Genomic DNA, 19,471 nt, shown 5'->3' with positions numbered 1-19,471 from the left:
GATACAATGGATTTACCACAATTAACCGACTAGGAGTTGACCCCACATGAGTGAAGAAATCAACATGCAAGAGATGGTTCAGTTCATCGCCGGCAAAACAAAAGCGGCACCGAGCAGCATCGAGCAAGTGCTGCAGCATGAGCAGACGTTCATCAACAACGCGCAAGAAGACAAGAATGGCGAAGTGAATATCGACAGCGACGAGCTGGTGGATTATATTTTGAGTCGCCCGGGGCTGAAGCTGGACGAGCTGACGGTGGAAACGATTTTGGACGTTGAGATGGAATATTTGATGGATAAAGGCATTGCCGGCTACATTGACTAAAGGCAGCTAAACGAGGCTGAAACCCATGACTCTTGTTCAAGAGTCGTGGGCTTCTTTGTTGTGCGCGGAAAATCGTAGAGCGCCGTTTCCTCTTTCATTCGGACTGCACATACATAGTACTAGATTAATAGAAAGATTGTGGAACAGTCCATGAAGGAGGATCGTATGCCTCATACCGCGCTGGCTCAATTATTTAAAGACATGTATGTCGTTCTAGAAGAGGCTAACCAGAGAAAAATCCCTTTTGAACAAGTCGTATACGAATGGAAACGAAAAGCTGCTCATCCGCTCGCATTGCCTCATGACGAGCCGATTACTTCCCCTTTTCATCCCCCGGTACAAGCTTCACGCTCTGTACTCGCATCCCGAATTGCCATTATTGGAGGCGGCCTCGCCGGTCTGACATGCGCATATCGGCTGGAGCAGGCAGGCTTCAAGCCGGTAGTGTTCGAGGCCGATCATAAGAAGATCCCCGGCCGCGTTGACACCCGGCGCGGCGCTTTTGACGATGGGCAATCGATTGAGCGCGGCGGGATGCTGATTGATACCGGCCATGCTGCGCTGCGCGAGCTGATTGAGGAGCTTGGACTTGCGCTGAATGATTTGCTTGCTGCGGAGCTTGCGGGTACGGAGCCTTGTTATTATTTTGACGGCGAGCCTTACACACTGGCGGATGCGACGCGAGACTTTCAGGCGGTAGTGCCGAAGCTGAATGCGGATTTGAAGGCTGCAGGATTCCCCACAGTGTACAACCACTATACCCCGCGGGGCCTTGAGCTCGACCGAATGTCGGTCGTGGATTGGATCGAAGAGAGCGTGCCCGGCGGCAAGCTGTCGAAGTTTGGGAAGCTGATTGATATCGCCTGCAACATTGAGTATGGGGCGGAATCCTCGCAGCAAAGTGCTTTGAACTTCCTGTATCTACACGATTATATCCCGGATGGGGAGAAGTTTAGTGTGTTTGGCGTGTCGGATGAGCGGTACCATGTGCGCGGCGGGAACGATCAAATCGTCCATCGGCTGATGGACAGGCTTGCGCCCGGTACCTTGCAGCGTGGTTGCCGGTTAATCGCGATTGCGGAGGCGGCGGATGGCAGTTACCGGCTGACCTTGCAGGATCGGAGCGGTACGCATGAGGTGGCAGCGGAGCATGTAGTGCTCACGATCCCGTTTTCGATATTGAGGAGTTCCGTTGATTACAGCAAGGCGGGGTTTCGGCCGCTCAAGCTTGCAGCGATCGAAGAGCTTGGCATGGGGGCAAACAGCAAGCTTCATGTGCAATTTACCGACCGTCACTGGACTTCGACAGGCTGCAACGGCGATACCATCACGGACGGCGGGTATCAAAATACATTCGATGTCACCCGCGGTCAGCCGGGAAAATCGGGTATTCTGGTTGCGTACACGGGGGGCAATGTAGCAGACGGGATGAACCTTGGCTCGCTGCCGGAGCGAGCGCAGCAGTTCCTGCATCAGCTGGAGCCGGTGATACCCGGTATGACGCAGCGTTGGAACGGCAAGGTGACGCGCGACTACTGGCCGGGCAATCCGTTCTCGCTCGGTTCGTACGCTTACCGCAAGGTGGGGCAGTACACCAAATTTACGGGCATCGAAGGGGAATGCGAGGGCAGCAAAGGCGCATGCCATTTTGCCGGCGAGCACACCTCCGTCGTCTTCCAAGGCTACATGAACGGCGCCGTCGAATCCGGCGAACGCGCCGCGGCGGAGATCATGGAGGCGCTGCGGGCGGCGGACGAGAGCGTGGAGTAGCTCCCAGAGCCACACATCCGCTGAATAGTGGAGTCAACGAGCAAAGAGCAGCCCCCAGAGCAACACATTCGCTGAATAGTGGAGTCAACGAGCAAAGAGTAGCCCCCAGAGCAACACATCCACTGAATAGTGGAGTCAACGAGCAAAGAGTAGCCCCCAGAGCAACACATGTAGCGAACCCAGAGGTCTACATGCCAGCGAAAGCAGCAAATTTGGAGCAAGAAGCGAACCCAGAGGTCTACATGTCAGCGAAAGCAGCAAATTTGGAGCAAGAAGCGAACCCAGAGGTCTACATGCCAGCGAAAGCAGCAAATTTGGAGCAAGAAGCGAACCCAGAGGTCTACATGCCAGCGAAAGCAGCAAATTTGGAGCAAGAAGCGAACCTAGAGGTCTACATGCCAGCGAAAGCAGCAAATTTGGAGCAAGAAGCGAACCCAGAGGTCTACCTGGCCCCCAACCCGCCGAATATGGCTCAAGTAGCACGCCAAGAGATCTACATGGCAGCAATTGCAGCAAATTTCGTGCTGGAATCTCCCTCAGAGGACTGCATATTAGTCGAAAACGAAGCCAGCCCAAAAAGGCGGAGCAGGAACCTACCTGCACCGCCTTTTTCCTGTCCAATCCGCCCGAGGTTACTTGTTCGTGGCGTGCTGTTTGTTGCCCAGCTGTTTGGCCGGGGCACCCTTGCCCTGGCGCTGTTTGTTGCCTTCGGCTTTGGCCTGCGTATCGTGTACCTTGTTCACGAAATCGCTCGTTTGATCCATGTGATTACCTCCTTCGGAATTCGCCTCATTTAGTCTCACCAGACCCGGCTGTAAACATGCAAGAAACGCCCATTTTACGCAGGTTTTGCGCCTTTTCGTCACAATCTATGAATATCGTAAAATAAATTTTACAACTGCTATTTTCCGACATTTTACACTCTTGTTTCCTTCTATGAAAGCGCTACAATAATAGTAACAACAACCCAGGAGGTGATTACTATGAGCCATGAGGAAGAGATCGTTTCAGAAGAAATTTCAAGCGAACTGGAAGCAGCTGAGGAAGTAGCTGCTGCTAGCGAAGAAGCTGCAGAAGAAGCAGCTGAAGCATCCGAGGAAGCCGAAGAAGCAGCTGAAGAAGCTGAGGAAGCGGCAGAAGAATCCCAGGAAGAAGCATCTGAAGAGGAAGCATCATCCGAAGAAGAATCAGCTGTAGAAGCTGAAGAATCCGAGGAAGTTGCGGAAGAAGCTGCTGCCGAAGAAGAAGCAGCAGAAGGTGAAGCGACGGAATAATGATATCCATCATTTCTTATAAACAATAAGGGCTTTCCCGAGTGTCTGTTCATGGACACGGGGGAGCTCTTATTTTTGTATAATAGGGGGTAGAGGCTATAACATCGAAATGAGGGTAAACACGCGTCATGACTCTGGCTCTAAATAGTTTCATGTGGGACGTGCCCACACTGCTTGTTCTGTTCGCTCTTGGATTAGTCGCGTCAACCTTCGGTGCCGTCGTCGGTCTCGGAGGCGGGGTCATCATTATACCTGCGCTGCTGCTGCTTGGTCCGTCCATGCTGGGCATGGACATCGATACGACGATGGCGGTCGGCGTTTCGCTTGGCGTACTCGTATTTACTTCGCTGACGTCGACGATCACGTTCTATCGAGAGGGCAAAACCGATCTTCGCTGCGCGTTCTTCTTCTCCATTTCAAGCGGTCCCATGTCGGTGGTCGGCGCCAGTTTGACCTCGCTGTTCGAGCCGGATGTTTTCCGCCGGGCGTTCGGCTACTTCATGCTGTTCATGGTCGTATTGCTGCTGCTTCGCAGCCGCATCAAACCGTTTCGCGGAACATGGCGATACGCAAAATCCTACATAGACGGAAACGGAGCGCAGCTCGACTATGGCTACAGCATGCTGCCGGCCCTGCTCATCGGGGGAGTAGTTGGCCTAATCTCCGGCTTGCTTGGCATCGGAGGCGGCGTGCTGCTTATTCCGGCCATGGTCCTGCTATTCCGGTTTCCGCCGCATATCGCGACGGCGACGTCGATGTCCGTCATCTTGGTTTCGGCACTGTTCGGCAGCGGCATGCATCTGTATCGCGGGGAATGGGACTGGCAGCTTGTGCTGCCGCTAGCGCCCGGGGCGCTGATTGGCGGCTATGTCGGAGCGATCATCTCACGCAAAATCGGCAGCAAGCTGCTCATTCGCATCATGTGCGCGGCGCTCGCGCTGTTTGCCGTACGTATGATTTTGACTTAGCGACTACTGCCATAAATCACCTATACTATAATCATCCTATTGTACCGGGAGGCATCGCTGCATGTCGCAACCTATACCGATTGGCCTGCTGCAGCTGGCCCCCTATGTGCGGTATGTTCACTACAATGAAGGTAACGAGCACTACCGCGTGCCGCGCAGAGTGATTTACGACTACGAGTTTATTTACGTAACAAGAGGCAGTGCATGCTACACGCTCGGCGATGTGGACTATGTGCTGCGAGCAGGCGATCTGCATATCATTCCGCCACTTGTACTTAATGCGTGCAAAGTGACGGAAGGAGGTTCCTTCGCTTATTATGCCTGCCACTTTGACCCGATCTATCTGGGCCGGGAGCAGGATTTCTCCGATGAAGTATATGTAAAAGTGGACTATGCGAATCTGCCCGAGGTGCCGGTGCAGGAGGAGCTGCTGGAGCGACAGACGCTGCAGTTCACCGATTTCGAGCTTCCGGCTGTCCACCATGCCGGAGCGTACGCTCCTCGATTCGGCGAACGGTTCGCGGAGCTGCTGGATCTGTTCACCCGCAAACCATTCGGCTATCAAGTGCGGATGCGTGCCTGTCTGCTCGATGTGATCGGGCTGCTGCTTGCAGATACGCACACTTCCGAAGGCATCAAACAGGACAGTCCTCACAAGGCGATGATCGCGGAAATGATTGAACTGATGCGCCAAGGCTATCGCACGGAGCTCGATATCGACAGTATTGTACGCAGCTATGGCATGACGGCGAAGTATGCCCGGACACTGTTCAAACAAGCGACCGGCCTCTCGTGGACGCGCTACTTGGCGCGGTTTCGGATGGAGCGTGCCAAAGAGCTGCTGCGGCAGGGAGAATTATCCGTCGGCGAAATTGCGGCGTTGTGCGGTTATGAGGACCTGCATTATTTTAGCCGCCTCTTCAAGAAGCTGGAAGGGATGCCGCCGCGGGCGTACGGCGATTCCCTGCGCGGAACTCCTTAGATGCGGTTAGCGGTTATCCGCCCATCCACTTCTTCGCTTTTTGTGCAAAAACTAACGCCTGCGCTCCAAATACAGGATCATCGCGGCTGGGGTAGGATGGACCTAGCAGATGATCCTTTATTCGTTTGGAGGCCGATCGATACGATGAGCAAACCAGTTGAAGTAGCCGTCTATTATTTTCCGAACTATCACGTGGATAAGCGCAATGAAGCCTGGCATGGCAAAGGGTGGACGGAGTGGGAGCTGACGAAGCGCGCCGAGCCGCGTTTTGCAGGACACGACCAGCCGAAAGTGCCGCTGTGGGGCTATGAGGATGAGGCAGACCCGGCTGTCATGTCGCGCAAAATCGACGCTGCTGCCGACCACGGCGTGGACACATTTATATTTGATTGGTACTGGTACGAGGATGGGCCGTATTTGGATCGCGCGCTGGAGGAAGGTTTTCTAGGCGCGGACAACAACAGCCGATTGAAATTTGCCTTGATGTGGGCGAACCATGATTGGATGGATATCCATCCGGCTCAGCGAAGCACGCCTTATAATATTTTGGCACAGGGCACAGTCAGCCGCGAAGCCTTTACGCAGGCAACCGATCACATGATCCGGACGTACTTCACAAGGCCGAACTATTGGCGTGTGGACGGAAAGCTGTATTTCTCGGTGTACGAGCTGATGAGCTTGGTGAAAGGGCTTGGCAGCATCGAAGCGACGAGAGAAGCGCTTGATGATTTCCGTGCTCGGGTTCGCGCGGCAGGGCTCGGCGAGCTGCATGTGAATGCGGTCGTATGGGGCGTGCAGATTCTCCCGGGTGAGCAGAAGATTACGAACGGCACCGAGCTGCTGGCTGCGCTGGGGGTCGACAGTATCTCTTCGTATGTATGGATTCACCATCAAGAGCTGCCGACGTTTCCGGAGACGCCGTATGCTGAGATCAGTGCGAAATCGACGGAGGATTGGTCGAAGTTCTCCGCGATGTACGGCCTGCCTTATTTGCCGAACGTGACGATGGGCTGGGACTCTTCGCCACGAACGGTGCAGTCGGATGGGTATGAGAATCTAGGCTATCCTTATATGGGGATGCTGTCCGGCAACACGCCGGCGCAGTTTGAGCTGTCGCTGGTGAGGATGAAGCAGTTCCTCTCCCAAGAGCTGAATGGCTTCCCGGCATTTACAGTTAATGCATGGAACGAGTGGACGGAAGGCAGCTACTTGGAGCCGGATACGAAGAACGGAATGGCTTATCTGGAAGCGATCAAGCGCGTGTTTGGCTGAGCAGCGAATAGGATGGTATAGAAAAACCACTTCACCGGGGGACGCAGCGCATGTTAGCGCTGCTGCCCGGATGAAGGGGTTTTTGTTGTGGTATCTGCTAGGGCTGATTTGCCGCCGACTAGCATGAAGAAGATCAGCAGCGCCAGAATATCGAGCGCGGCTATGATGATCCCCATCGGAATGGCCGTATGGCTCCCGGCAATGCCGACAAACGGTGCAACGATGGAGCCGAACAGGAATGATAGGAGTCCTTGCAGCGCGGAAGCACTGCCGGCAGCATGGCCTTGACTGCGCATCGCGAGCGAGAAGCCCATTGTGGTCACAATTCCAACGCTTGCGACAACGAAGAAGAGCGGCAGCAGGACGAGCAGCAGCGGCGCATGGATAAGCAGCATGATCAGCAGTACGATGCCGCCGAGTGCAGCCAAACAAAGCCCGGTGACGAGGAGTTTCACCTCGTCCACTCGGCCCGCCAGCCGGCCGGCGATTTGGCTTGCCACGATAATGCCGAGCCCGTTAATCGCGAAGCAGAGACTGAATATCTGCGGCGATACGCCATACACGTCCTGCAGGACGAACGGCGAGCCGGAGATATAAGCAAACATCGCGGCCATGACGAAGCCCTGTGCCAGCGCGTAGCCCATGAACGAACGGTTCGTCAGCAGCCCGCGGAATGTCGAGAGGGTATTTAGGATTCCGCCTTTTGCACGTCGGTTGATCGGGAGTGTTTCGGGAAGACCAAGTAGTACGGCGATGAACATAATAAGACCGATTGCGCCTAGCACGACGAACACGCCCTGCCAAGTCGTAAAATGAAGCAGTTGTCCGCCGAATATAGGGGCGGCTATCGGCGCAATGCCGTTGACCAGCATGAGCAGCGAGAAGAACTTGGTCAGCTCCGGCCCTGTATAGAGATCGCGCACGATCGCGCGTGCGATGACGATGCCGGCAGCACCGGCTAGACCCTGCACGAATCGCAATACGATAAAAGTGCCGATCGACGGCGCGATTGCGCATAGCAGCGAAGATACCGTGTATAGCAGCAAGCCAATCAGCAGCGGCTGTCTTCGGCCGCGCACATCGCTGATTGGGCCAGCGAACAGCTGCCCGAGTGCAAGTCCGATTAAACAGGCGGTTAGGCTGAGCTGCGCGAGCGAGGTGCTCGTGTTTAAATCATCTGCCAACTTCGGCAGCGCGGGCAAATACATATCGAGCGACAGCGGTCCGAATGCGCTCAGCGAGCCAAGCACGGCCGCCGTCCAAAGCCGTCTCGAGCGCGGCATGACGGCGGATTCGCCTGTCAGTGGATTCATAAGGTGACTTCCTTTCTGCTAGCTATGTAAGCAGCTCTATTTATTATAGTACAGCCCTTCGGACTGTCAACGAATGCCCCTTTCATTGCGGCGAATTGCGAAATCCTATGACTTATTCGAGGAGGAATGAACCAAGGAAGAAGTCAGCATACTATCCCCAAATAACAATGGGGGGAATTACAAACGATGACAATTAGATCTAACCGCTTCTATATGACGCTTGCGGCTGCTGCGCTGCTGACCTTTACTATGCCCGCATGCGGCAAGCAAGAATCAAACAATCATGCCGACGCGCCGGGTACCAATTTGCTGGAAACGATTAAGGCGAACGGGGAAATTACCGTTGGTACAGAAGGCACTTATGCTCCGTTCACCTTTCACGATAAAGACGGAAAGCTTACGGGCTTTGATGTGCAGATTGCGGAAGAAGTCGCCAAGCGGCTTGGCGTTAAAGCGAAATTCATTGAAACGAAGTGGGATGGCATGCTGGCCGGTCTTGATGCGAAGCGCTTCGATATGGTGGCGAACGAAGTAACCATTCGGGACGATCGGAAGGAGAAGTATGATTTCTCTGACCCCTATATTGTGTCAAAGGCTGTCCTCATCGTGAAGGAGAGCAACAACGACATCAAGAAGCTGGCTGATCTCAAAGGCAAGAAGTCAGGGCAGTCGCTGACGAGCGATCTAGGTGACATAGCCAAAGCAAACGGTGCGGAAATTGTGCAGATCGACGGCTTTAACCAAGCGATTGATCTACTTACCTCCGGCCGAATTGATGCAACCATCAACGATAAGCTGAGCTTCCTGGATTTGAAGAAGCAGCGTCCGGATGTTCCGATCAAGGTAGTCGACGAGACGGATAGCTCCTCCCAAAGCGGCTTGCTGCTCCACAAAGGCAATGCGGAGCTGGTCACCGCGATCAATAAAGCACTTGCGGACATGAAAGCGGACGGCACCTATTTGACGATTTCCAAAACCTATTTCGGCGAGGATGTATCGCAGTAAAGAAGGCGGTTGATTCATGATGAGCGATCGCACAGAGCGGCTGCTGCACATCTTTCTCGATTCTTTCATGCCCTTGCTGAAGGCGGGGTTAGCTTTTACAGTACCGTTAACGATCATTTCGTTTGTACTTGGTCTGCTGCTAGCCGTCGTAACCGCGCTTGTACGGCTGTCTGAAATGCGCGCTCTGGCACAGTTGGCGCGCTTCTATGTGTGGATTTTTCGCGGAACGCCGCTGCTTGTGCAGCTCTTTATTATTTTCTACGGGCTGCCGAGTGTCGGCATTACAATTGACCCGTTCCCTTCGGCAGTCATTGGATTCTCGCTCAGCGTAGGCGCATACGGCTCTGAGATTATACGTGCCGCGATCATCTCCATTCCGCGCGGGCAGTGGGAAGCGGCCTTTTCGCTCGGACAGACGCGCCTGACGGCGCTTCGCCGAATTATACTGCCTCAGGCCGCGCGGGTGTCCGTTCCACCGCTGTCGAACTCGTTTATCAGCTTGGTAAAGGATACGTCGCTTGCAGCGACGCTGACGCTGACGGAGCTGTTTCAGAAAGGACAGCAAATTACAGCAACCGTCTATGAACCGCTGCTTATTTATTGCGAAGTGGCGCTGATCTATTTGTTGATATGCACGGTGTTATCCGTGCTTCAGCGCCGATTGGAACGATATTACGAACGGTACGATACCGGGTAGAGGAGCATGAGAAGGCGCGATGATTCAGGTTCATAATCTAACAAAATCGTTCGGCTCTTCGCCTGTGCTCCGAGGCATCGATATGCACCTCGAGCAAGGCAGCGTGCTCGTCGTGATTGGCCCGTCCGGCTCAGGAAAATCAACGCTGCTGCGCTGCCTGAATGTGCTGGAGGTGCCGACATCGGGCTCGGTTGCGATCGGCAATGCGAGCATTACCTTTCAACCAGGCGTGAAGCCAAGGATTGCTGACGTATTATCGCTGCGGCGGCAGACAGGGATGGTCTTTCAGGCGTACCATCTGTTTCCTCATTTGACGGCGATTCAGAACGTCATGGAGGGGCAGATTACGGCGCTGCGCCGAACGAAATCGGAGGCCAGAGCAAGGGCTGCGGAGCTGCTCGACAAGGTTGGACTCGCGGATAAAGCGGATGCTTACCCGCATCAGCTATCCGGCGGTCAGCAGCAGCGGATCGGCATTGCGCGTGCCATGTCCATCGATCCCAAGCTGCTGCTCTTCGACGAACCGACCTCGGCGCTTGATCCGGAATTGGTGCAGGAGGTACTGAAAGTCATCCGCGAGCTTGCCAAAGAAGGACGCACGATGATGATCGTGACCCATGAGATGAAATTTGCCCGTGAAGTAGCTGACCGCATTATCATGATCGACGAGGGCGTAATCGTCGAAGAGGGCCCACCTGAGCAAATATTTGGAAGCCCTCGGCAGGAGCGAACCAAGCAGTTTTTATCGATTTTGCTGGAGAAATAACAGTCAAACTGGAAGAGATGGAAATAAAATTACAATTAGAAGCCCCGTCCCGTCTAAGGATGGGCTTTTTTTATGCCGAAATTCCCCCCATTGTGGCTTGGTGGGATTGCAAGTAGATTTACATAATAGAGTCGTTCTGGTTCTATTATTTTTTCTACTTGAAGGAGAGTCGGCATGCATAAAAGCAGCAGAAACAAGCTCGTTTCGAAAGTTATCGTCGGCAGTATGCTAGTATCGCTTGCCCTTCCCTATAATGTGTTTGCAGCGAATTCGCTCAAGGACGTCAGTCCTTCCAACTTCAATCTCTCGCCGGCGCAAAAGAGCGCATTGAAACAGCTGGATTTCAAGCGTCCTGTCATTTCGCCTGAACTTGACCTCAAGAGCTCGGCTTCTGTGCCGGTTATTATCGAGTTTAAGCAAGCGCCAGCGCAGGTTGAAATACTCAAACAATCGTCTAAAGGCGTGAACATTTCTCCTAACGAAGCGTTAGAAGAGGCTGAAGACGACCATGCGACGTTCAAAAGCTATGTACAACAGCTGGTAGAGAAGAAAGCGGCCGAGCAAGGCCCGACTACCTTTGAAGCTGAAGAAGTAGCAATCACCAGAGAATATCACCATGCGTTTAACGGCGTGGCCATGACTTTACCTGGCAAGGATATCGAAAGCCTGCTTCGTTCAGGCGTCGTTAAAACGATTTATAAGGACAATGTCGTACAGCTGGATCCGAAAGAGATGGAGCTGCTAACTGGTGCAGAAGCCGCTCAGCAATCCGATGCGCCGTCCACGGATAACTCGATTCCGCTGGATGGCATTAATGACTTGCATGCGCAGGGCATTAAAGGCCAAGGGATCAAAGTTGGCGTACTTGACACGGGGATCGACTACAACCATCCTGATTTGACGCACGCCTACAAAGGCTATCGTGCGCAAGAAGGCGTGGATCCGAAGACGATTGATCCGTCTTCCGTCAAAGGCTGGGACGCCATCGATAACGATGCGGACCCGATGGAAACCACGTACAAGGATTGGCAAGCATCCGGCGAAACGGAGGATCAGGGAGGCGGAACCTACTATACGTCTCACGGCACGCACGTATCGGGAACGATCGTCGGACGCGCCGAGAACACCGCAACCGACGCTCCGACGCTGGGTGTAGCGCCTGAAGCGGACTTGTACGTATACCGCGTATTGGGCCCTTACGGCAGCGGCACGGAGAGTCAGATTATGGCGGGGATTGATAAAGCCGTTCAGGATGGCATGGATGTCATCAATCTTTCTCTTGGGGTTATGGTTAATGACCCGCTCATGGCTGAGGCCGTCTCGATCAATAACGCTACGCTGCTTGGCGTAGTATGCGCGGTAGCGGCAGGGAATGCGGGACCGGATGAGAAAACGGTAACCTCGCCAGGCACGTCGCCGCTTGGCATCACTGTTGGTGCAAGCGATTTTGCGATTGCGCTGAAGACCATGACGGGCAGCGTGTCGGATGCTTCGGGTTCGATTTCGCTGGATGAGATGCATGTCATTGCATACAACTATTCCTCTATGGAAGGTTTGTTGAACACCGAACAACCTTTCGAGATCGTTGATGTAGGATTAGCGGATACGGCTGACTTCGAAGGCAAGGACCTTACGGGTAAAGTCGCTTTCATTCAGCGCGGAACGCTTTCCTTACAAATCAAAGTTGAGAATGCGGCGAAAGCAGGCGCTATTGCCGCGATTATGTCGAATAACGTGGATGGCGATATTCCGTTTGTAGGCGATGGTTCGGCCTTAATCCCAACTTTCGGAACCTCGCAAGCAAATGGTGAGGCCTTGAAAGGAATGGCAGCTCCGAAAGTGTCGTTCAGCTCCATGGGAAGCACTGTTACGGAAGGCGGCCATCTAGCTGGTTTCAGCGGAGTGGGCCCGGTTAACGGCAGCTATGACATCAAACCGGATGTTGTTGGACCAGGCGTGAATGTCTATTCCACTTACCCGGAGTATATTCACAGCAAGGAAGAAGGCATTGACTACTCGCATGCTTACGCACGAATCTCCGGTACGTCGATGGCAACGCCGCATGTAGCGGGTATTATTGCTCTGATCTTGCAGCAGCATCCGGATTATACGCCGTTCGATGTTCGAGCAGCGCTGATGAATACGGCAGACGACCTGAACGGCGACTACTCTGTATATCAAGTAGGCGCAGGTGAAGTCGATGTGACGGAAGCCGTGAATGCAGACGTCTCCATTCAGGTACTGAACAGAGTTCAGACGCTGGACCAAGATGGAAATTCGCTTATGATTGATAACCCTACGGGTTCGATTTCCTACGGCAACCACGCGAAGTTTAGCGACATTGGCGAAAGCAGAAGCATGACCATTACGAATACAAGTGCAGCCGATAAAACCTTTACAATAGCTGCGGAGTTTTTTGCAGGCGGCAGCGTGAACGCGGTCGACAATGATGTAACGATAAATGTAGGCGGCTCGGAATCCGTCATGGTTCCTGCCGGGGAGTCCGTAACGCTGCCGGTGACGGTTGTCGTTCCGTTGACTGCGGCAAACGGCAGATACGAAGGTTATGTTCACTTTACCAACGCAGAGAATGCGGATGAGAAGTATCAGGTTCCATTTGCGATTCGTGTCGTAGAACCGGGCATTGACTCTATGTATCTGACCAATCCGGCATTCATGACGGAATTTCCGTCGGTTATAAATGAAAATCAAGGCAGACCCAACTTTATAGCACTCCAACTGAACAGCCCGATGAAAACGCTCGAAACTTCTATTTTGGACAAGGATGGGTATCCGATCGGCAATTTCTTTGCTGTAACGTCCTTCGATGCATCAGAAATCCCGGTCGATGAATTAACATGGAATCAAGTAGAACCAATTATGTATCCGTATATTGGGGACCCCGCTGATAACCAACTTTCGTCGCAGGCCGAGATTATTAAGGAAGGCGAATACACGCTGCGAATGATTACGAAGGACGCGGAGGGACGCAGCTTTACGAAAGATACCATGTTTATTATCGATAATAAGCGTCCTGTACTCACGTTCAATGATTATGCACCAGGCGTGTATGAGGTTGACGATTCTATGTTTACGACAGAAGAATTGCAGGGCACCAGCCATAGTGCAATTTGGATTCATGCCAACCTGTTCGACGAAGGGACGGCGAAGCTGGCACCGATTGGCATCACGCAATCCGCTAACCGTCTGTTCTATTACCAGGATCAGATTTCGGTAGCCGATTACGAGTTCTTGGTTGAAGCAAACGGCGATGTGAAGTTTGGCGTCACGCGCGACGATCTAATCGATCCGGTTACGAAAAAGGACAAGCCGATGACACTGACGCTATTCCCGATCGATTTGGCTACTAATGGATACCTGATTGCTGATTTCCAGCATTACGGATTCATTAAAGCGGGTTCCCCTTATGTCGTTCCAGATTATGATAGGGATCGCGTGGCCTTGGGGGATGAGATCACAATGACTCTCAACCTAAACAATGTGGAAGACTTGATCGCAGGCAAATATGACGTAAGTTACTATAAATTCTTTGAATTTGTAGACGTCAAAGTAAACGATGCGTTCAAAGCTAGGGCCGACGATGCGGGTGTTACAGTCAAGCTGGATGAACCGATCCTGAAAGGCGATCCTGAATGGACTTCTAAGGATTTAGTCACCGTCGGTGCTTCCCTAAAGGGTCAAACAGAAGGCTTTGACGGGGATATGCCATTCCTTAACGTAACGTTCAAAATGGTGGACGACAAGAATTTTACCGGCCTCGATAAGATGAATATCGAACAAAATATAGAGCAATTTTATTACAAGAAAGCAGGCGAGGAAGCCGATACGGAAATCCCTGTTTTCAATCAGATTAACAGCTATAAAGTATTCCCTAAACATTCCATTGTGGAAGGGGATATATATCCTGAGGCGTTCATGACCTTCTCTGGGGATTATGGCGATCTGAATCGTCCAAAGGACTACAGTATTATTGGAGCCCGAATTTCCGCAAATGTAGACGGCAAGTCATATAAGGGGACCATTGCAACAAACGGCAGATTTACGTTTGATAACCTCCCGCTCAGCGAGAATGAGATTGAGTTCACTACCGTGATTCCGGGGCACTTAACAAGTCACGCATCGGTGAAAATCGGAAAAAAAATGTTTGATGAACCGGTTGGGATGAACGCCGTAATCAATAATGCGCTTAACCTTGCAGGTGATGTGAACGGCGACCATATGATCGATATCCTTGATGCGCAGTTGGTGGCTGCTCAAGCCTATAAGCGCTCCGACACGAATTTCCCGGCTGAGGATCTAAATCAGGACGGCCTTGTTGACGCCAAGGATTTGGCGTTAATCGATAAGAACTTCATGGAGGTCGACTCAGAAGCAACAGGTAGTCCACAAGAAACGGTTGACGGTAAAGGTGTGCAAGACTTTATCGATGAACTGGCAGCTACTACACCAATTAGTGACCTAACGAATAAAGCATTTGCGCAGTATGAGGCTGAATTCGAATGGAGTGCTGTAACGGGAGCATCGGCGATTTCGATTGATCAATCGAGCAATGATGGCGTTACTTGGAAGGCAGCTAAGACGACTGAACCGCTCACGTTGAACGCTACTTCAGCGAAGATAACGGGCCTGCAAGCAGGTAAAGCGCATAAGTTCAGAATCGTTGTTACAGGCGGTCCGAATGCTGGGATATCCAATATTGTGGATGTAACGACTGAAGCAGGGCCACTCATCGATTTCATGAGTACGGCTGTAACCGAGACGGAAGCTGATTTCCGCTGGAGTCCTGCATCAGAAGCGACGGAGCTTGTTATTGAACAATCGACAGATAATGGTGAATCTTGGACGAAATCCGACACTACAGAATGGATTGCTCCCGACGTTGCAACCGCCAAGGTAACGGGGTTGACTGCCGGTACAGCGTATCAATTCAGACTTGTAGTAACAGGCGGGACGAACGAAGGTGCTTCGAATATCGTCAAAGTGACGACACCGGCACAGTACGTTCCGGGAGGTCCTGGGGTACCAATACCACCGGATAACACGGTAACCGAAGGCGACAACGGCATTGTTCTAACACCGGGTGCCGGTGAAATCAAATCAGGTACAACGCCGGACGGTAAAACCGTTGTAACGGTTACGCCGAATGCGGATACGCTTGCTAAAGCATTCGAAACGCTTAAAGGAGACGATGCGAAGAAGCAAACGATTGTCATCCGTGTCGATCAAGCGGCAGACAACGTCGGCCTGGATCTGCCGGCAAGCGTACTTGCTGATGCTGCAGCGTCTAATCCGAATGCGGTTATCACTGTAGAGACCGATAACGGAAGCTTCAATTTGCCGATTAGCACAGTAGACTATAAAGGTCTTACGAAATCGCTTGGTTCGGAGCTGAGCGAAATGACAGTTACGATTTCGATGACTGCCCCTACAACGGAGCAAGAGCAGCAAATCGCAGACAGTGCGAAAGCAAACAACCTGAACGTTGTCGGTGTCGTTAACTTTACCGTGACTGCAACTGCGGGTGGTAAATCCGAAGAGATCACAAACTTCGGCAGCACCTACGTAACAAGAACAATCGTGGTTGAAGGTCAAGGTGAGGGCAAGCAATTTATGGCTGTCCTTATTGACCCGGTTACCGGTGAGATGTCGTTCATCCCGGCAACGGTGAAGAACAACAACGGTACAGTAGAAGCGGTTATTTACGCACCTCACGCAAGCTTCTACGGAATCGTTGAAGTATCGCCAAAAACATTCGCCGATGTGACCGCGCATTGGGCGAAGAAAGAAATCGAGCTTCTCGCTTCGGCGCTGCTTGTTAAAGGCACTTCCGCAAGCACATTCTCGCCAAGCAGCACCGTATCACGTGCGGAATTTGCCGCAATGCTGGCAAGAGCGCTCGGTCTTGAGATGGCGGATACAGCTACTGCATTTGCTGATGTGCCGGCAGACAAATGGTACGCCAGCGCGGTTCACGCCATTGTAGAAGCAGGCATCGTTTCCGGACGCAGCAAGGACAGCTTTGCGCCGAACGCAACGATTACGCGCGAAGAAATGGCGGTTATGCTGGCCGGCGCGCTCAAGCTCGCGGGTAAATCATCCTCCGTGTCCAAGCAGCTCTCCTTCACGGACAAAGGCAGCATTGCAGGCTGGGCACAGGCTGCCGTCACGCAGGCGACTGATGCGGGAATATTGCAAGGCAATAATAAAGGCGCATTTGCACCTAAAGCGAATGCTACGCGCGCGGAAGCGGCGGTTGTATTGAAACGTTGGCTGCAATTCGTGGGCTTCATGAACTAAACAAAAAAGGACGGAGCAGGTTGAACCTGCTCCGTCCTTTTTTGTTGTATGCACAGATACGGTGCGGCATTATGCCGCAGCTCCATTAACAATCCGATTTACGGATGCGACCGTAATGCCGTAGTACACCGCGTAAATGATCACATAAGCGATCATGGCGAAAGCAATGCTCCAGCTGCCGGCAATCAGATTCACATTGTCGAGCACCTTCAGAATCATGGCGCTGTGGGCGATGCCCACAAGAAGCGGCAGCGCGAAGATGAACTGCGTTTGCTTCGCGATCGCCCTGCGGATCTCTTGCCGGCTGACGCCGATCTTGCGCAGCACCGCATAGCGTTCGCGGTCGGCATGTGCTTCTGCCAGTTGCTTAAAGTAGATGATGCTCCCGGTCGCCGCAAGGAACACGAGCCCGAGGAAGCCGAGAATGAACAAATTCAGACCGCCATTCTCCAGTCCTTCGCGGTAAGGAGTATAGAACGGCGACATTTCATCATCCTCTTCCGCCATCGCAAGCAGCGTCTTGGCCGTCGCTCCTGTCTTGCGTTCATTCTCGACGTTGTATGCCATATACGTAATCGGAGGCGAAGTCTTCGACATCGCGGCGAACGTCTCGTCGCTTACGACCAGCGCAAGGTCGGGATAACCCCAGCGGAGCACGTGCTCCTCCAAGAGCTGCGATACGTGAACCTCTGTCCGCGGATCGGCCGCCGCCGCTTCCTTGCCGCGCCAATCGATCGTGCGGCCGACCAAATCGGCAGACGAGAGGTCGGACGTATAACGAGGCCGAATGATTGCGGCCTCATTGTGCTGCAGCTCACCCAGCTGACTGCGTTCTCCGAGCGCACTGACGGCGTCCGTGTATGCGCTGGCCGACATCACTTTCATCGGCATTTCGGCAGCGGGAAAGGCGGACGGAATATAGCCAAGCTTCGATACGTCACCTACTGCGCGGAGAACGGGAATTTGCGCCTGCGCCGTAACCGGATGTGATTTATCCGCCTCGATAAGAGCGGCAGCTTTCGCGTCAAGCTCGCCGCGGCTTACCCAGCTGTAGCTGAACGGCGCAGACTCCTCGGCTGCCCGTCCGTTGTCGGTATACATAATATACCCCGTGCTTACTGCGCTTAGCGCCATCGCACTTAGCAGCGCGATCATGGTCAGCGTGCGGGTATTGCCCTTCATGCGGTACGCGAGCTGCGAGACGGCAACGAGGTTCATCCCTGAATAGTAGCGGGATTTGTTCCGCTGCGCCAGCTGCAGCAGCTTCATAATGCCGGAGCGAAACAGCAGATACGTGCCCGCAATCAGCCCGATCAAGAACAGCAAGCCGTTCCGGCCCATCTGCTCACTGGACGTCATCGGTTGAAACACGATCCAATAGCTGCCTGCAAGCAGCGCTGCGGCCGCAAGGGCTGCGACCAGTGAAGTGCGCGGAGCATGCTCGCCTTCTTTGTCCGCTTGGAAGAGCTGCGCGAGCTGGAACCGGTACACCAGGCGGTAAGCCCGCACCGACACCAGCAAGATGAGCGCCATGAACACGATGACCGTATTGACGATGGCAGCGCCGGAGAAACGGAAGCTGACCTCTACCGCGGAGTCCAGCAGCTTCAGGAAGATCATCGCGAACATTTTGGAAAGCAGCGTGCCGAGCAGCACTCCTGCCCCAAGCGCCAATGCGCCCATCAGCAGATTTTCATAGAAGAGAAGCAGGCCGATGGTTCTTTTGCGAATGCCAAGCAGCGCATAGAGACCGACTTCCTTTTTCCGCCGCCTCGTGAAGAAGCCGTTCGAAAACCAGATAAACACGGCAACGAATAGAATGAGCACGATGGAAGCGCCGAAGAACACGTTGCGAATGCTGTCCGCAAGCTCCATGGTGGCCTTGATTTCACGGCTGTACATTAACGAAACGAAGGTGAAGTAGATCATGACGCTCAGCACGAGCGAGACGAAATAGAGCAGATAGCTGCGCGCGTTGCCGATCAGATTCTTCTTAACCAAGCTAAACAAGGTCACCGGCGCCACCTCCAAGCACGGCCAGCACATCGAGCACCTTCTTGAAGAATTGGCTGCGCGTCATCGACCCCCGCACCAATTCGGTAAACAACGTCCCATCCTTTATAAAAATAACCCGCTTGCAGTAGCTCGCGGCAAACGCATCATGCGTGACCATGAGAATGGTGGCGCGGTCCTGCTCATTCAATCCCCTCAAGCTGTCCAGCAGGTCGGCGGCTGCTTTGGAGTCAAGCGAGCCGGTCGGCTCATCCGCGAGCAGGAGGCTCGGGCGGGCGATCATCGCGCGGGCGGCAGCCGTCCGCTGCTTCTGACCGCCGGAGATGTGATAGGGATACTTATCGAGGATAGCCCCTATTCCGAAGGTGGCGGCGACCTCCTCGGCACGTCGCTCCATATCTGCGGCTTTCACCTTAGATAGCGCAAGCGGCAATATAATATTCTCCTTCACCGTCAGCGTATCGAGCAAATTGAAATCTTGAAAAATAAAGCCGAGCTTGCTGCGCCTAAACGCCGATAGCTGCTCCTCGTTCATGCGCAGCATACTCTGGCCGTCAATGTTAATATCGCCGGCCGTCGGCTGATCGATCGTCGCCAGCAGGTTCAGCAATGTCGTCTTGCCTGACCCGGACGGACCCATGATGCCGACGAACTCACCCTCCTGCACAGTGAGGTCGATGTCCTGCAGTGCGGTATATAGATTGCCCTTAGCGCCGTATACTTTGCGCACGGCGGATGCTTCCAATATGGTCTTCATCGTCAGTCGTC

At 53.2% G+C, this 19,471-nt stretch carries 14 protein-coding genes; 10 read left to right on the top strand and 4 right to left on the bottom strand.

All coding sequences use genetic code 11. The features are described 5' to 3' along the window. The first annotated feature begins 46 nt into the window (after positions 1 to 46). Together BLW29_RS13380 and BLW29_RS13375 are read left to right on the top strand one after the other, a co-directional pair. Positions 47 to 325 carry a hypothetical protein gene (locus BLW29_RS13380; protein ID WP_090980258.1) on the top strand — a complete coding sequence of 93 codons (279 nt, stop codon included), beginning with the start codon at positions 47 to 49 and terminating at the stop codon, positions 323 to 325. 165 nt (positions 326 to 490) lie between these two features. Further along, positions 491 to 2,095: a flavin monoamine oxidase family protein gene (locus BLW29_RS13375; protein ID WP_090980256.1), complete on the top strand. Its 1,605-nt coding sequence runs from the start codon at positions 491 to 493 to the stop codon at positions 2,093 to 2,095. Positions 2,096 to 2,727: 632 nt separating this feature from the next. On the opposite strand, the gene BLW29_RS13370 is transcribed toward BLW29_RS13375, so the two are convergent. Next, complete coding sequence (locus BLW29_RS13370; RefSeq protein ID WP_090980254.1) at positions 2,728 to 2,859, bottom strand: DUF4023 domain-containing protein; 132 nt, start codon at positions 2,857 to 2,859, stop codon at positions 2,728 to 2,730. Between the two features lie 219 nt (positions 2,860 to 3,078). Between BLW29_RS13370 and BLW29_RS13365 the strand changes: the two genes are divergently transcribed. From BLW29_RS13365 to BLW29_RS13350, 4 genes are all read left to right on the top strand, one after another. Further along, positions 3,079 to 3,369: a hypothetical protein gene (locus BLW29_RS13365; protein WP_090980252.1), complete on the top strand. Its 291-nt coding sequence runs from the start codon at positions 3,079 to 3,081 to the stop codon at positions 3,367 to 3,369. A gap of 128 nt (positions 3,370 to 3,497) precedes the next feature. Beyond that, the gene (locus BLW29_RS13360) at positions 3,498 to 4,337 is read left to right on the top strand and encodes a sulfite exporter TauE/SafE family protein (protein ID WP_256208596.1); all 840 of its coding nucleotides are present in this window, start codon (positions 3,498 to 3,500) and stop codon (positions 4,335 to 4,337) included. 61 nt (positions 4,338 to 4,398) lie between these two features. Then, the gene (locus BLW29_RS13355) at positions 4,399 to 5,319 is read left to right on the top strand and encodes an AraC family transcriptional regulator (protein WP_090980250.1); all 921 of its coding nucleotides are present in this window, start codon (positions 4,399 to 4,401) and stop codon (positions 5,317 to 5,319) included. Positions 5,320 to 5,463: 144 nt separating this feature from the next. Next, positions 5,464 to 6,591, top strand: a complete 1,128-nt coding sequence (locus BLW29_RS13350) for a glycosyltransferase WbsX family protein (protein WP_177186614.1) — start codon at positions 5,464 to 5,466, stop codon at positions 6,589 to 6,591. Between the two features lie 53 nt (positions 6,592 to 6,644). Here BLW29_RS13350 and BLW29_RS13345 read toward each other — a convergent pair whose 3' ends face one another. Then, complete coding sequence (locus BLW29_RS13345) at positions 6,645 to 7,904, bottom strand: multidrug effflux MFS transporter (protein WP_090980246.1); 1,260 nt, start codon at positions 7,902 to 7,904, stop codon at positions 6,645 to 6,647. 249 nt (positions 7,905 to 8,153) lie between these two features. Here BLW29_RS13345 and BLW29_RS13340 point away from each other — a divergent pair, with 249 nt between their 5' ends. The 4 genes from BLW29_RS13340 (at position 8,154) to BLW29_RS13325 (ending at position 16,690) form a co-directional block, all read left to right on the top strand. Beyond that, positions 8,154 to 8,909, top strand: coding sequence for an amino acid ABC transporter substrate-binding protein (locus BLW29_RS13340; RefSeq protein ID WP_371264723.1), 756 nt, complete (start codon positions 8,154 to 8,156; stop codon positions 8,907 to 8,909). Between the two features lie 19 nt (positions 8,910 to 8,928). Then, positions 8,929 to 9,606 carry an amino acid ABC transporter permease gene (locus tag BLW29_RS13335; RefSeq protein WP_090980657.1) on the top strand — a complete coding sequence of 226 codons (678 nt, stop codon included), beginning with the start codon at positions 8,929 to 8,931 and terminating at the stop codon, positions 9,604 to 9,606. A 19-nt stretch (positions 9,607 to 9,625) separates the two neighbouring features. Next, positions 9,626 to 10,372 carry an amino acid ABC transporter ATP-binding protein gene (locus BLW29_RS13330; protein WP_090980242.1) on the top strand — a complete coding sequence of 249 codons (747 nt, stop codon included), beginning with the start codon at positions 9,626 to 9,628 and terminating at the stop codon, positions 10,370 to 10,372. Positions 10,373 to 10,546: 174 nt separating this feature from the next. After that, positions 10,547 to 16,690 carry a S8 family serine peptidase gene (locus BLW29_RS13325; protein ID WP_090980239.1) on the top strand — a complete coding sequence of 2,048 codons (6,144 nt, stop codon included), beginning with the start codon at positions 10,547 to 10,549 and terminating at the stop codon, positions 16,688 to 16,690. A 69-nt stretch (positions 16,691 to 16,759) separates the two neighbouring features. On the opposite strand, the gene BLW29_RS13320 is transcribed toward BLW29_RS13325, so the two are convergent. Both BLW29_RS13320 and BLW29_RS13315 read right to left on the bottom strand, forming a co-directional pair. Further along, positions 16,760 to 18,706 carry an ABC transporter permease gene (locus BLW29_RS13320; RefSeq protein WP_177186613.1) on the bottom strand — a complete coding sequence of 649 codons (1,947 nt, stop codon included), beginning with the start codon at positions 18,704 to 18,706 and terminating at the stop codon, positions 16,760 to 16,762. After that, on the bottom strand, positions 18,693 to 19,460 hold the full coding sequence (locus BLW29_RS13315) for an ABC transporter ATP-binding protein (protein ID WP_090980233.1): 768 nt from the start codon (positions 19,458 to 19,460) through the stop codon (positions 18,693 to 18,695). Before BLW29_RS13315 ends, BLW29_RS13320 begins: the two co-directional genes overlap by 14 nt. Positions 19,461 to 19,471 lie beyond the last annotated feature (11 nt).

This window comes from Paenibacillus sp. CF384, assembly GCF_900106745.1.
Lineage (GTDB): Bacteria > Bacillota > Bacilli > Paenibacillales > Paenibacillaceae > Paenibacillus_Z.
The sequence above is the reverse complement of the archived record's forward strand: the minus strand, read 5'-3'. Positions and strand labels throughout refer to the sequence as shown.